Genomic DNA, 13,633 nt, shown 5'->3' with positions numbered 1-13,633 from the left:
GATGAAGGTAGCCCACATATCGGACACCCACTTAGGCTATATGCAGTATCGGCTTCCTGAGAGGAAGCAGGACTTTATGCTCGCCTTTGAAAGGGCAATTGACATCTGCATAGAGGAAGGGGTTGACATCATCCTTCACACCGGCGACCTCTTTGAAACTTACCAGCCTGATATGGTAACCCTTTCCCGCTGTATAAGAACCCTCCAGAAGGTAAAGGCTCACGGCATAGAGTTCATAGCAATCACGGGAAACCACGATAGAGCTCTAAGAAGGGGAACAATCCCCCCTCAGAGGATTTTAGAGGACTTAGGAATCTTAAAGCTACTGAACTACAGGCCGGGAGCTCCAGCAGAAGAGCTCGTTCTCTCTCTTGACGGAGTTCTAATAGCCGGCTTTCAGTACTTTCCCCGCAGAATGATAAAGGTTTTAAAGGAAGGCTTCTTTGACGAGCTATCTGAACTTGCCTTTAAGGCCACTACCTCTATCCTCATGTTCCATCAGGGAATTGGACAGTATCTACCCTACGAAGAGAGCTTTGAGATGGAGCTCATGGAGCTCCCAGAAGGCTTTGACTACTACGCCGGCGGGCACATCCATACCTTCGTCAAAGAAAACCTAAAGGGAGGCCTCTTTAGCTACTCTGGAGCAACAGAGTTTAGAACCGTTAAAGAAGCCGAAAGGGGAAAAAGGGGATTTAACATTTTTGATACTGATAGGAGAGAATTAAAACGCATAGAGCTTGAAAACTTAAGACCCTTTAAGGTAGCAAGGTTCTCTGAAGAAAGGGCAAAAGAAACCCTTGAAGAAGTCCTACAGTTTGTTTCCTTAGCAGAGCAGCCTCCGGTGGTCGTCATTGACTACGAGTATAAATCCCTTGAGATTGAAACTCTCAGTAAGACCCTTGAGGAGATAGAAAAGCAGTCCCTCCTCTTAAGAATTACAAAAAGGAGAATAACCTCTGAAAGTAATGATGTAACCTCTCCGGGGAAGACCTTTTCAGAGTTCCTTGAAGAGTTCTTAAGGGAACAGAACCACGGCGACAAGGTAATAAACCTCGCCAAAGAGGTCTTAACCGCCAATCCAGACCACATCCAAGAGATTCTAAAAGAGTTCGTAAAGAAGGAATTAAAGGAAAACTTAGGAGAGATAAAGAGTTTTCTGGAATAAGGGACTTGACTATGATATCAAATACGATATCATTAAGATTGCCACTGAGGAAAAAATGTCAGGGACTAAGCGAAAGTGCAAGTTGGTGAAAGCCATTTTAACCAACTGTAAACACGTTAGTTTTGAGGATATGGATAAACTTCTCAGAGCATTCGGTTACGAACCGAAACAGCCAAGAGGAGGAAGTAGTCACTTTGTTTACAGGAAAAAGGGAGCAATGCCTATAACTATTCCCTTCAAACGTCCGTTCCTTAAAGAGGTTTACGTCAAGCAGGTAATTAAACTACTTAAACTGGAGGAATTCTATGAAGAAGAATGTGAGTAAAGAGTTGGAATACTACATGAAACTACCCTATACCGTGGAAATAGTCCCTTATAAAGATGGAGGTTTTTTCGCAAAGATTAAAGAGCTTGAAGGTTGTATGACTGAGGCTGATACATTGGAAGAGGTTTTAAAACTCTTAGAAGATGCTAAAAGAGCTTGGATTGAAACCGCCCTTGAAGAAGGTTTAGATATTCCTTTACCTGAATCAATGAGAGAAGAAAAGGAATACAGTGGAAGAATCCTTCTTAGACTTCCCAAATCCCTTCACCGAAAACTTGCAGAAGCCGCAAAGGAGGAAGGAGTAAGCTTAAACACTTACATAATTAACCTCCTATCTGCAAGGAGTGCAGAGAAAGAACTCCTGAAACTCCTAACCAAACAGACAAAGCAAAACTTTTCTCAGCCTGTTGGTGTATGAACTGGCTACTTGACCTGCTCTTTCCTGAATACTGCGTGGTCTGTGGTTCTTTTCTCTTTTTAAATCACCACCACATAGCCTGTGAAGAGTGCTGGAGAAGATACTTTACTCCATACCACGGTAAAAAGTGTCTTTCCTGTGGTCACCCTGTGGAGCTCCTTCCCGGAAGTGGAGACTACTGCAAAAGGTGTCTTATCTCTGGAAAAGTTTTTGAGTTTGACAAAGTGGAGTTTTTCGCCCTCTACGATGGACTTGTGGAAATCGCTCTGAGAGCTCTAAAGTTTGATAAAAAACTCTCCGTAGCCTACTCAATCGGAAAAACAATAGGAGGTCATCTTAAGAGCTTCATCTTAAGGAACAGGGTAGAGGTCGTAATTCCCGTTCCACTTCACAAAGATAGCCTAAAAGAAAGAGGTTTCAATCAGTGCGAGGAGATACTGAAAGGAGCTCGTGTAGCTTTTTCTCCACTTCTTGAGAAGATTTACAAAACTCCGCAGCAGTCCTCTTTAAATGAAAAGGAAAGAGAGAAGAACGTTAAAGGAGTTTTTAGCCTTACGGGAAACGTAAAGGGCAAAAGAGTTTTAATTTTTGACGACATCTTTACAACGGGCTCTACGGTCAATGAAATAGTGAAAGTTTTAAAGGAAAATGGAGCTAGTAACGTATTTGTCTATACGGTAGCCTATACTCCAGTTCAAAGGTAAAGGATACATGAAACCTTGTGTGTTTCTGTCAGCTTAAAAGATTCCATATCGTACGAAAGGCACTCTCTCTTTCTTACAGAACATCTTGGGTAGAATGGACAACCTTTTTCTAACTCCTCATCTTCGGCTTCTAAGGTTGTAACTGCTTTCCTTTCCTTCTTAGAAAAGAGCTCCGGCACAGACTCTATTAGGAGTCTCGTATAAGGGTGGGCAGTCTCCTTAAAAACTTCCTCAGTCTTTCCCTCTTCAACGACGTAGCCCTTATACATTACTAAAACTCTATCGCTCACGGCTTCAACAACGGGTAAGGAGTGGGAGATAAAGAAGTAAGAAATCCCTTTCTTTTCCTGTATATCCATAAAAAGGTTCACTATTTGAGCCTGAACAGAAACGTCAAGGGCTGAGGTCGGTTCGTCGGCAACTATGAGCTCCGGAGAGAGGGCGAGAGCTCTCGCAATGGCTACCCTTTGCTTTTGTCCACCAGATAGCTGGTGGGGGTAACTGTCGGCGTAAGAAGAGGGAAGGCCAACTTCATTCAAGAGGGAAAGAGCTCTCTCCTTAAGCTCTTTTTTAGAGAGTTTAAAGTTTATCCTTAACCCCTCACTTACTATCTCCCAGATTTTCATTCGGGGGTTTAGGGAGCTCTGGGGGTTCTGAAAGACTGCCTGAACATTTCTCCTATACTCCCTGTAATCTTTCCCCTTTAGCTTGGAGATATCCCTTCCCTTGTAGTAAACAGTTCCCCTGTCGGGCTTTTCAAGGTCAAGGATAATTTTCCCGAGGGTTGACTTGCCACAGCCACTTTCACCTATAACTCCAAGGGTTTCACCCTGTTTAATAAAGAGTGAAACGTTGTTAACCGCCTTTAAGAGTTTCTTAACCCTGCCAAAAAAATCCTTCTTTAACGGAAAAGTTTTAGAAACTCCTTCAAGGCGGAGAATCTCAGTAGGAGTGTTCTTCATCTGGGAACTTCCCGCTCTTTACCTCTTCAATGAACTTCTCTACGGCTTCCCTCGCAAGCTTTCCAAGCTCTGCGTAACGCTTTACAAATTTTGGTTTAAAGTCCTCAAAAAGTCCGACCATATCGTGGAAGACTAAAACCTGACCGTCGCAGTACTTACCTGCTCCAATACCAATTGTGGGAATTGAAAGCATTTCGGTTATTTCTCTTGCAAGCTCTGCCGGAATCTTCTCAAGAACAACTGCAAAAGCTCCGGCCTCCTCTACTGCCTTGGCGTCCTCTATTATCCTTTTCCTCTCCTCTCCCTTTCCTCTCAGTTTATATCCACCGTAAACGTTAACGCTTTGAGGCTGAAGGCCGATATGTCCCATAACGGGAATACCCGAATTTACTAAAGCTCTTATCGTCTCTGCTTGCTCCACTCCTCCCTCTATCTTAACGGCATCACAGCCGGTTTCTTTTAGAGCTCTACCGGCGTTTAGTATCGCATCCCTTACACCTGTCTGGTAAGAAAGGAAAGGCATATCAAAAATTACCATTGCGTTTTTCCTGCCCCTGACAACGGCCTTTGTGTGGTGAATCATCTCTTCCATAGTTACGGGTATCGTGCTCTTATACCCAAGGGCTACCATTCCGAGGGAGTCTCCTACCAAAATGGCATCAACTCCTGCACTATCAACAATTTTTGCAGTTAAGTAATCGTAAGCCGTAAGAACTGTTATCTTCTCTCCTCTCTTTTTCTTCTCTATGAAATCAGCAGTTGTAACAGGCATTTTCCCTCCATAGCTTAACAACCTTCAACTTCTGAAAGCCAAGGAACAAACTCGTGAATCATTTTTAAGTAGTTCTTATACCTCTCGCAGGCTATTTCACCTCTCTTTACAGCTTCGGTAACTTCACAGCCCTCCTCATTAACGTGGAGGCAGTCGGAGAACCTGCACTGGTAGTTTAAAAACTCCGGGAAGTAAAGCCTTACCTGCTCTTTGTCCATAAAGTTTAGTGCTTCAACCCTTGAGAAACCGGGAGCATCGCCGATAAAGCCACCCTTAAAGGGAATAAGCCTTACCTCCCTCGTTGTATGCCTTCCCCTTTCTGTCTTCTCGCTAACCTCACCAACTCTAAGATGCTCACCTGTGAGCTTAGAAATGATGGAGCTCTTACCAACACCTGAAGCCCCGGCAAAAATGGAGGTAACGCCTGAGAGCTCCTCAGATAGCCTATCAAGCCCCTCTCCAGTTTCGGCACTCACCGGAATAACGGTATAGCCGGCGTCTGAGTAAACTTTCACCCACTTATCAAGCTCTTTTCTTCCCTCTTCACTGAGGATGTCCACCTTGTTAAAAACAACTACGGCCTCAATACCCAAAAACCCGTAAACAACGAGTAGGTTGTCCATAAGGTAACTCTGGAAAGGAGGGCTTTCTATGGTTGCCACAACAACTACTTTATCAACGTTGGCAATAGGAGGTCTAACCAATAGGTTTTTCCTCTCCTTTATCGCCTCTATTGCAAAAGTGGTACTGTCAACGAGCCTTCCTGTAACTCTATCTCCAGCGTAAATCCTGTCCTTCTTCCTAACTTTGCCGAGGGGAATTCCCCTGTAGTACTTCCCTTCTTCTGGAACAAATACCGTTATCTTCTGTCCTGCCCTTTCGGTTACAATTCCTTCAACCATTAAACCTCTTTACCTCCTCCAAATTTTTGGTTCAATAAAGAATTATAATCCTCCGAAAGGGGTAAGGAATGGTAAAACGAACTGGGATAACAAACAAAGAAGAAATATTTAGAACTCTCAGGGAAGAGGGCTTCACGGGACTATACCTGTGGCACGACCCTCCGGGAACCTACTACGACTGGCACACTCACCCGTTAGATGAAGTTAGGTGGATTATTGAAGGAGAAATAACCATAGGAACTGAGGAGAGAGTTGTAACTCTCAAGGCCGGTGATAGAATGGAGGTCCCTGCCGGAACTCGCCACTGGGCAAGGGTGGGAGAAAGTGGTGTAACTTACGTTTGCGGTTCAAAAGGGTAAAATTTTATTTCCCAATCAAGCTAATGGAGGAAGCTGGGAGATGAAAGAGAAAGACTATAAGGAAACCCTTAATTTACCGAAAACCTCTTTTCCAATGAGGGGAAACCTCCCAAAAAAAGAACCTGAAATACTTAAGTTTTGGGACGAGATAGACCTTTACAATAGGCTAATGGAAAAACATAAATGTGACGAAAAATTTGTACTTCACGATGGTCCTCCTTATGCAAACGGACACATCCACATAGGCCACGCCCTCAACAAGATACTTAAAGACATTGTCGTCAAGTCCAAGGCAATGCAGGGGTATCAGACCCCCTTCGTCCCCGGCTGGGACTGTCATGGACTTCCAATAGAGAGAGCAGTCTTTAAAGAAATAGGAAAGAGAAAGGACGAAGTAGACCCCATTGAGGTAAGGAAAAAGTGTAGAGCTTACGCCGAAAAGTGGATTAAAACACAGAAAGAGGAGTTCATAAGGCTTGGAGTTATAGGCGACTGGAAGAACCCATACATAACGATGGACCCCCGCTATCAGGCAGATATCGTAAGGGAACTTGGAAAGTTCTACGAGAAGGGACTCGTCTACAGGGCTAAAAAGCCCGTTTACTGGTGTCCTTCCTGTATTACGGCACTGGCAGAGGCCGAGATTGAGTACTCTGAGGAAACATCCCCTTCTATCTACGTTGCCTTTAAGGTAACTGACGATAAAGGGAAGGAGCTCCCCGAAACCAGCCACCTTGTCATCTGGACGACCACCCCTTGGACGCTACCTGCAAACGTCGCCGTAGCAGTTCACCCTGAGCTTGACTACGTTCTCCTTAGCTCTCAGGGTAAGCACTACATAGTTGCAGAAAGCCTCCTTGAGGACTTTAAGGAAAAGACGGAGCTCTCTGGAGAGGTTTTAAGGAAGTTTAAAGGTTCTGAGCTTGAGGGTATCGTCTATGAGCATCCCTTCATTGATAGAAAAGGAAAGGTCGTTTTAGCCGACTACGTCGCAGCAGATACTGGAACGGGACTTGTCCACATAGCCCCCGGACACGGTGAGGAGGACTACCAAGTAGGACTTAAATACGGCCTCCCAGTCCTCGTTCCAGTTGACGACTACGGAAGGTTTACTGAAGAAGCTCCCGAGTGGCTTAAAGGCGTAAAAATCTGGGACGGCAACAAGCTCATCATAGAGAAGCTATCCCAGCTCGGTAACCTCCTCTTTGCCGGAAAGATTACCCACTCATACCCCCACTGCTGGAGGTGTAAGGGTAAAGTCATCTTCCGTGCAACTCCCCAGTGGTTCATAGCTATGGACAAAGGTAACCCAACCTTAAGGGAAGTAGCCCTTAAAGAGATAGAGAGGGTTAAGTGGATTCCTGAGTGGGGTAGGACGAGAATAGGGAACATGGTAGAACAGCGCCCCGACTGGTGTATCTCAAGGCAGAGAATCTGGGGAGTTCCGATAGTTGCCTTCTACTGTGAAAAGTGTGGAAAAACAATCTACTCAAAAGAGCTTGCAGACCACGTTGCCGATATCTTTGAGAGGGAGTCCGCAGACGCTTGGTACGAAAAAAGCGCCAAGGAACTCCTCCCAGAAGGCTTTAAGTGTCCGGAGTGCGGAGGAGAGAGCTTTAGGAAGGAAACCGACATACTTGACGTTTGGTTTGACTCAGGCTCATCCCACGCTGCAGTCCTTGAAAGGAGGCCGGAGCTCTTTTGGCCCGCCGACATGTACTTAGAGGGCTCTGACCAACACAGGGGTTGGTTCCAAGCAAGCCTATTAGAGTCCTGCGGTACAAGGGGCAAAGCTCCATATCTTTCAGTTCTTACCCACGGCTTCACCTTAGACGAAAAAGGCTACAAGATGAGCAAATCCCTTGGAAACGTCATTTCACCCCTTGACGTCGTTAAAAAGTTCGGAGCAGACATTCTAAGGCTCTGGGTCGCAAGCGAAAACTTCACAGAGGACGTTAGAATATCCGACAACATACTGAGGCAGGTAGCTGAGGTTTATAAAAAAATAAGGAACACCTTCCGCTTTATGCTCGGCAACTTAAACGACTTTACGCCGGATAAATCTCTCCCTTACGAAGAGCTTGAGGAAATAGACAAGTGGGCTATCAACAGGTTCTACCAGCTCTCAAACGAGATTATTAAGGCCTACAACAGCTACAAGTTCAACAGAATTTACAGGCTGGTTTACGAGTACTGTGCGAACGAGCTTAGCGCCATCTACCTTGACATCAGTAAGGATACCCTTTACTGCGAGCTCCCAGACTCCAAAAAGCGCAGGAGCGCCCAGACAGCAATCTACAGGATACTTTACGGCCTGACTACCTTAGTAGCTCCAATACTCTCTTTCACGGCCGAAGAGGTCTACTCCCACATCCCCGGGAAAGAAGAGGAGTCCGTATTCTTAGAGGAGTTTCCTCCTGCATGTGAAGCTCTTGACGAAGGAGTGCTTAACAGGTGGAACACCCTTATAAAGGTAAAAACTGTTGTTAACAAGGGACTTGAAAAGGCACGCTCAGAGGATCTCATAAGGCACTCCCTTGAGGCCGCAGTAACAGTATTTGCAGACGGAGAGCTCCTACAGCTCCTTAAAGACTACGAGGAACAGCTCCCCTACGTGTTCATCACGTCTTATGCAAAGGTAGAACCTCTTTCCTCAGCTCCTGCTAACGCCATCTCCGACGATGAGCTAAAAGGACTGAAAGTTGTCGTTGAGAGAGCTCCCGGCAAAAAGTGTGAAAGGTGCTGGATGTACAGCGAGGAAGTAGGGAAGGACGAAGAGTACCCAGACGTTTGCCCAAGGTGTGCCAAAGTCCTCAAGGAGCTGGAAAAAAGAGGTTAACTTATGGCCTTTTACACGATAAAGGAGCTCCCAGAGTCTGACAGGCCAAGGGAGAAGCTCATTAAGCTCGGAGCTGAAAACCTGTCGGACTCGGAGCTCCTTGCAATAATCCTCAGAACCGGCTCAAAAGAAAGGAACGCCTTAGAACTTGCGAGGGAGCTCCTAAAACACTTTGGTGGACTTTCAGGACTTTCAAGGGCTCACCTTGAGGAGCTCCTCTCCTTTAAAGGCCTCGGGAAAGCCAAAGCAGTTACCCTCATTGCAGCCATTGAGCTCGGCCAAAGGTGCTTGGCAGGTGAGAAAATTCCTCCAAAGATTTCCTCTCCCGAGGACGTAGCAAAACTACTCCTTCCAAAGTACAGTGGTTTAAAGGTGGAGGTTTTTGGAATCGTTACACTCAACTCTAAGGGGAAACTCATATCGGTTCACGAAGTCTCAAAGGGTGGCGTTAACTTTACCTCCGTAACTCCCAAAGAAGTTTTTCATCCGGCCGTAAAGGACTTGGCCTCAGCAGTAATCCTCTTTCACAACCACCCTTCCGGAGAGGTAACGCCAAGCCGAGAGGACATAGTAGTAACAGAAAGGCTCATTAAGGCAGGAAAACACCTTGAAATTGAGGTTCTTGACCACATAATTTTTGGCAGTTCCCAATTCCTTAGCTTTAAAAAGGAAGGGCTTTTATAGATGTTCAGGAAGGAGATTTTAAAGGCCTTTAAGGGAAAGAAAATCCTCGTCATCGGCGACTTTATGCTTGACGAGTACATATACGGCAAGGTAGAGAGGATATCCCCGGAAGCTCCCGTCCCAGTAGTAGAGGCAAAGGATGTAACCTACAGGCCGGGGGGAGCTGCCAACGTAGCGGCGAACCTTGCCTCTCTGGGAGCTCTCCCGAGCGTCCTCGGAGTTATAGGGAAGGACACGGCTGGGAAAAGGTTAAGGGAGCTCCTTGAGAACTTTGGAGCTAACACAGAATACCTCTTTGTAGACCCAGAAAGACCGACGACGAGAAAGACGAGGATAATAGCCGGAGCTCAGCAACTTCTAAGGGTGGACTGGGAGAACGCCGACTACGTGAACGGGGAGCTCTCCAAAAAGTTCAACGAAGTAATCCTGTCTGTTTACAAAGAATTTGATGCAGTCATAATCTCTGACTACGGTAAGGGCGTTGTAACCGAAAAGCTCTTTGAGATAACGGATAAGATAAAGAGAAACATCCCAGTAACCCTTGACCCTAAGGAGAAGAACTTTGACCTTTACAAAAACGTAACCACAATGACGCCAAACATAAAAGAGACCTTTAACGCCGTAAAGGTTAAACCGATTGAAGATAAAGACGCAGAGGTAGCCGGAAAAAAGCTCATAGAAAAGTTCAAACTTGACTACGCCGTAGTCACAAGGAGCGAAAAGGGACTTTCTGTTGTAGGGAAGGACTTTGTTAAACACATACCCACAAGGGCTAAACAGGTTTTTGACGTTACAGGGGCAGGCGACACCGTTATAAGCGTTTTTACCCTTGCAATTGCCTCCGGTGCAACTCCAGAAGAGGCCGGAGAAATTGCCAACTTGGCCGCAGGAGTAGTTGTAGGGAAACTCGGAACTGCAACCGTAACCGTAGAAGAGATAGAAGAAGCAAGAAAAACGCTAAATATTTGAATTTAACAACAAAAACTGCAGCAAACCACGCTTTCTTTAGTTTTACAGATACCCCTTGTCTCACAATAGGTAAACAAGGATTTTTCCTTACTTCCTTATTCCTTACTGGAGATTCTCTGCAAAAAACTTCATTTTCCGTGTTATAATAGTTTGTGAAGGCCGTTGCCGTTCTTTGACAAAAGCTGAATAAGGACTCCTTGGTTGAAATGCCCTACAGAGGGATTGCGACTCTTTTCCACTACGATTCTGATAGGAGGCTCGGGTTCGTTGAAATGCCCTATAGAGGGATTGCGACGCAATTGCAACAATAAAAGCCCTTTCAAGCTCCTCAGGTTGAAATGCCCTATAGAGGGATTGCGACTCCATTTTGTCTATCACGTAACCCGTCACCGGAACGTTGAAATGCCCTATAGAGGGATTGTGACTCTTGTGGTATTTTCCATCTTCATAGTCTTCTTTTAGTGTTGAAATGCCCTACAGAGGGATTGCGACAGTTGTTTCTCCAAGTAGATTAGGTTGGATAAAGTTGTTGAAATGCCCTATAGAGGGATTGCGACCTCCTATACAAGAGGCTATTCCAGTCAATACCCCATGTTGAAATGCCCTGACTCGTAAGCATTGAGGATTTCATTACTCCTTGCTTAGTTGAAATGCCCTGTAGAGGGATTGTCACCCAAAAGGGTCAAACACTCTGGAAGTTTTTGGGAGGGGGCAGTTTTCTTGATAAGACGTTAAGAAGTTTATAAATTAACCTGCAAAACTTCCCAGAAGGGAAAGGTAATGAACTGCAAGATATGCAAGTCTAAAGGGAAGAGAACCAAAGCAGTTATATACATAAGACACCACCGTTTAGCCCTGTGTGAGGAACACTTTATTAGCTGGTTTGAGAAGCAGACCCAGAGGACGATTAAAACCTTCAGGATGTTCTCCAAAAAGGACAAGGTTTTAGTCGCCGTTTCAGGCGGTAAGGATAGCCTCTCCCTATGGCTTGCCCTCCACCGTCTTGGATACGAAACCTACGGCTTCCACGTAAGCCTTGGCATAGAGGAGTGGGAGTTTTCAAGAAAGTCCCTTGAAATTTGTCAGAAGTTTGCAGAGAGGATAGGAAGACCTTTAATGGTCTTTAACCTAAGAGAAGAGTTCGGCTATTCCATAAACGAAATTGCAAAAGGTGCTGGAAGGAAGGACGTCTGTTCTGTCTGCGGAACCTTTAAGCGCTACATAATGAACAAGGTCTGCCGTGAAAAGGGCTTTAAGGTCGTAGCAACAGGACACAACCTTGACGATGAGTCTGCCCTCCTCCTTTCAAACACGATTCGCTGGGAGATTGGATACCTCGGAAGACAGCACCCCGTACTGCCAGAAAGCAACGGCTTTGCAAGGAGGGTAAAGCCCTTCTGCTTCTTTACCGAGAAGGAAACCGTCAGCTACGCAATAGTCAACGGCATTGAATACATGGAAACCGGCTGTCCCAACGCCAAGGAAGCCACGTCCAAGCTCTTTAAGAAAGCCTTGGCGATGTTAGAGCACGAGATGCCGGGAACGAAGCTACGCTTTTACAAGGAGTTCCTCAAAAAGGGACGCCCACTCTTTGAGAGGGAGCTGAAGGAGCAACTTGTTCTAAAAGAGTGTGAAGTTTGCGGAATGCCAACGACAGCTCCCGTCTGCTCCGTCTGTAGAACGCTCATGAAGCTAAAGGAAAGATGCTAAGGGTTGGAAAGATAGAGTATTTAAATACAGTTCCCGTTTACTACGGCTTTTTAAGTGGGAAAGTTCCCTCAGACGGTATAGAGTTCGTTGAGGACGTCCCCTCTGAGCTTAACAGGCTCTTAAGGGAAGGAAAACTTGATATATCCGTTATCTCATCTTACGAGTACTTAACAAACAGCGATAAGTACCTGCTTTTCCCCAATTTCTCCATCTCAGCAAAAAAGAGAGTCTTGAGCGTCCTCTTCCTCTCTACTGTCCCAATTCATCAGCTCCACAGGAAGGACGTGTGGCTGACAAGGAGCTCCATGACCTCAAGGGAGCTCTTAAAGTTCCTCCTAAGGGAAGTTTACGGGGTAGAGCCTAACTTTAGGTACTACTCCCTAAAGGTCTGCGACCTACCCAAAAATCCAACGGCACTTCTTACGATTGGGGACGAGGCACTAAGGTTCTTGAAAACTCGTAGGTTTTCCTTCGTTTACGACCTTGCAGAGGAGTGGCACAACCTCTACGGCCTTCCATTTGTGTTTGCGGTCTGGGCCGTTAGAAAAGACTCATACGAGAGAGAAAAAGAAGCGATAGGCGAGTTCTACCGGAGGCTTTCTAAATCACGGGAAATAGGAATTGGCTCTTTCAGCGAGATATGTAGCAGGTACTCTAAGAAGCTACAGCTACCTGAAAAAATGTGCAAGAATTACCTTGAAAACCTTATATTCTCTCTGGGAGAAGAGGAACTAGAGAGCCTTGAAAAGTTCGCACAAAGCGTAAAGGTGAAGGCGGAATTTAGCTTCCTCCCAGTAAGCCTCTGAGCTTTATCTCAAGCTCCTCTCTCTCGTTTTCATCAACTTCACTGAGAATAATCTCCACAAACCTGTTAACCTCTCCCCCGGACTCCTCAAAGGCATCCTCGGCTACCATCGCTGCAGAGATACCAAAGTACTCCTGAAGAACTGGAAGTACCTTATCAACCTCAGAGCTGTCAAGTTTCCTTCCCGTCGGCAGATTCTCCTCCTTAGGAGTTTCAACCTTTTCTTCTTTCTTTTCAACTTCTACAGTACTTTCCTCAACCTCTCCAAGCAGACTACTAACCTTCTTTAGAACCTCCTCTCTTACATCGTCATCAAGCTCACCGGCCAAGAAGTCAAGCAGCTTCCCCTTCTCACCGTCCCACACTCTCTTTGCAGACTCAACCAAAACACCTGTCATAATGCCAAAGTAGGGAAAAAGAATTTCCGTCAGCTCCTCCTCAGGGAAAGGTAGGGTCTTCTTCTCTTCTTTGAGCTCCGAAGGCTTTTCCTCTACCTTTTCAGAGAGAATAGAAAGTATCTCTTCCCTTACCTCCTTTGCCTTTTCCTCCTCAAGCTCACCGAGAAGCTGGTCAACAAACTCCTCCTTAGAAGAAGCGTTACTTGCCGCATCAGATATTACAAGGTAAGTAGCAATACCAAAGAAAGGATAGATAACTGCAGCAATTTTTTCTTCCTGCTGCTCTGTAAGCGTAAATACTTCTTTTTGAGCTTCTTGAACGGGTTTTTCTTCCTTTTTCTTTCTCTTAACGAGGGTCGGTTTTGTAAGTCTCTCAATTATACTGTTGTGAAATTCCTTTATCTGTTCATCAAGGTCTCTGCCCTCTTCAACTTCTTTCTCAAGCCTTTTTACAGCTTTACCGTCTTTGAAAATGTTTGAAATAATTTTATTTGAAGTCTTATAGTATTCCGTCTGAACGTGATAAGTACTCTTCCCCGCCCTTATATCCTGATTAAGGGATATGGCCATAGCCTCTCCTCCTTAACCTCTTCGCTAAAGATTTTTATCATAAAGTGT

Annotated in this window: 14 protein-coding genes; 10 read left to right on the top strand and 4 right to left on the bottom strand. The window is 45.4% G+C overall.

Translation table 11 applies throughout. The annotated features are described in order from the left end of the window. Nucleotide 1: 1 nt before the first annotated feature. The 4 genes from CLV27_RS03390 to CLV27_RS03375 are packed head-to-tail and all read left to right on the top strand — an operon-like array spanning nucleotide 2 to nucleotide 2,615. Complete coding sequence (locus tag CLV27_RS03390) at nucleotides 2–1,168, top strand: metallophosphoesterase family protein (protein WP_132525831.1); 1,167 nt, start codon at nucleotides 2–4, stop codon at nucleotides 1,166–1,168. 55 nt (nucleotides 1,169–1,223) lie between these two features. Then, a complete protein-coding gene (locus CLV27_RS03385; RefSeq protein WP_132525829.1) occupies nucleotides 1,224–1,493 on the top strand; it encodes a type II toxin-antitoxin system HicA family toxin in 270 nt (89 codons plus the stop codon). Then, nucleotides 1,474–1,911 carry a type II toxin-antitoxin system HicB family antitoxin gene (locus CLV27_RS03380; protein ID WP_132525827.1) on the top strand — a complete coding sequence of 146 codons (438 nt, stop codon included), beginning with the start codon at nucleotides 1,474–1,476 and terminating at the stop codon, nucleotides 1,909–1,911. Before CLV27_RS03385 ends, CLV27_RS03380 begins: the two co-directional genes overlap by 20 nt. Further along, complete coding sequence (locus CLV27_RS03375) at nucleotides 1,908–2,615, top strand: ComF family protein (protein WP_132525825.1); 708 nt, start codon at nucleotides 1,908–1,910, stop codon at nucleotides 2,613–2,615. The genes CLV27_RS03380 and CLV27_RS03375 overlap by 4 nt, the downstream gene beginning before the upstream one ends. Here CLV27_RS03375 and CLV27_RS03370 read toward each other — a convergent pair. From CLV27_RS03370 to rsgA, 3 genes are read right to left on the bottom strand one after another with little or no spacing between them, the layout of a single operon-like run. Then, nucleotides 2,606–3,577, bottom strand: a complete 972-nt coding sequence (locus tag CLV27_RS03370) for an ABC transporter ATP-binding protein (protein WP_132525823.1) — start codon at nucleotides 3,575–3,577, stop codon at nucleotides 2,606–2,608. The two genes, CLV27_RS03375 and CLV27_RS03370, sit on opposite strands and share 10 nt — an antisense overlap. Continuing rightward, on the bottom strand, nucleotides 3,558–4,349 hold the full coding sequence (panB, locus tag CLV27_RS03365) for a 3-methyl-2-oxobutanoate hydroxymethyltransferase (protein WP_132525821.1): 792 nt from the start codon (nucleotides 4,347–4,349) through the stop codon (nucleotides 3,558–3,560). Before panB ends, CLV27_RS03370 begins: the two co-directional genes overlap by 20 nt. A gap of 14 nt (nucleotides 4,350–4,363) precedes the next feature. Further along, nucleotides 4,364–5,251, bottom strand: coding sequence for a ribosome small subunit-dependent GTPase A (gene rsgA / locus CLV27_RS03360; protein ID WP_132525819.1), 888 nt, complete (start codon nucleotides 5,249–5,251; stop codon nucleotides 4,364–4,366). Between the two features lie 68 nt (nucleotides 5,252–5,319). On the opposite strand from rsgA, the gene CLV27_RS03355 reads away from it, so the two are divergent. From CLV27_RS03355 to CLV27_RS03330, 6 genes are all read left to right on the top strand, one after another. Then, nucleotides 5,320–5,610 (top strand): cupin domain-containing protein, encoded by a 291-nt coding sequence (locus CLV27_RS03355; protein ID WP_132525817.1) that lies wholly within the window; start codon nucleotides 5,320–5,322, stop codon nucleotides 5,608–5,610. 40 nt (nucleotides 5,611–5,650) lie between these two features. Next, nucleotides 5,651–8,449 (top strand): isoleucine--tRNA ligase, encoded by a 2,799-nt coding sequence (gene ileS / locus CLV27_RS03350; RefSeq protein ID WP_132525815.1) that lies wholly within the window; start codon nucleotides 5,651–5,653, stop codon nucleotides 8,447–8,449. 3 nt (nucleotides 8,450–8,452) lie between these two features. Continuing rightward, complete coding sequence (gene radC / locus CLV27_RS03345) at nucleotides 8,453–9,133, top strand: RadC family protein (protein WP_132525813.1); 681 nt, start codon at nucleotides 8,453–8,455, stop codon at nucleotides 9,131–9,133. Beyond that, complete coding sequence (rfaE1, locus tag CLV27_RS03340) at nucleotides 9,134–10,102, top strand: D-glycero-beta-D-manno-heptose-7-phosphate kinase (RefSeq protein WP_132525811.1); 969 nt, start codon at nucleotides 9,134–9,136, stop codon at nucleotides 10,100–10,102. A gap of 780 nt (nucleotides 10,103–10,882) precedes the next feature. After that, nucleotides 10,883–11,812, top strand: coding sequence for a Dph6-related ATP pyrophosphatase (locus tag CLV27_RS03335; protein ID WP_132525809.1), 930 nt, complete (start codon nucleotides 10,883–10,885; stop codon nucleotides 11,810–11,812). After that, complete coding sequence (locus CLV27_RS03330) at nucleotides 11,806–12,618, top strand: menaquinone biosynthetic enzyme MqnA/MqnD family protein (protein WP_132525807.1); 813 nt, start codon at nucleotides 11,806–11,808, stop codon at nucleotides 12,616–12,618. The genes CLV27_RS03335 and CLV27_RS03330 overlap by 7 nt, the downstream gene beginning before the upstream one ends. On the opposite strand, the gene CLV27_RS03325 is transcribed toward CLV27_RS03330, so the two are convergent. After that, on the bottom strand, nucleotides 12,593–13,585 hold the full coding sequence (locus CLV27_RS03325; protein ID WP_132525805.1) for a hypothetical protein: 993 nt from the start codon (nucleotides 13,583–13,585) through the stop codon (nucleotides 12,593–12,595). The genes CLV27_RS03330 and CLV27_RS03325 overlap by 26 nt on opposite strands. Nucleotides 13,586–13,633 lie beyond the last annotated feature (48 nt).

Source organism: Phorcysia thermohydrogeniphila, from assembly GCF_004339575.1.
GTDB lineage: Bacteria > Aquificota > Aquificia > Desulfurobacteriales > Desulfurobacteriaceae > Phorcysia > Phorcysia thermohydrogeniphila.
Note: the sequence above shows the minus strand (reverse complement) of the source record. Positions and strands in the feature narration are given on the sequence as shown.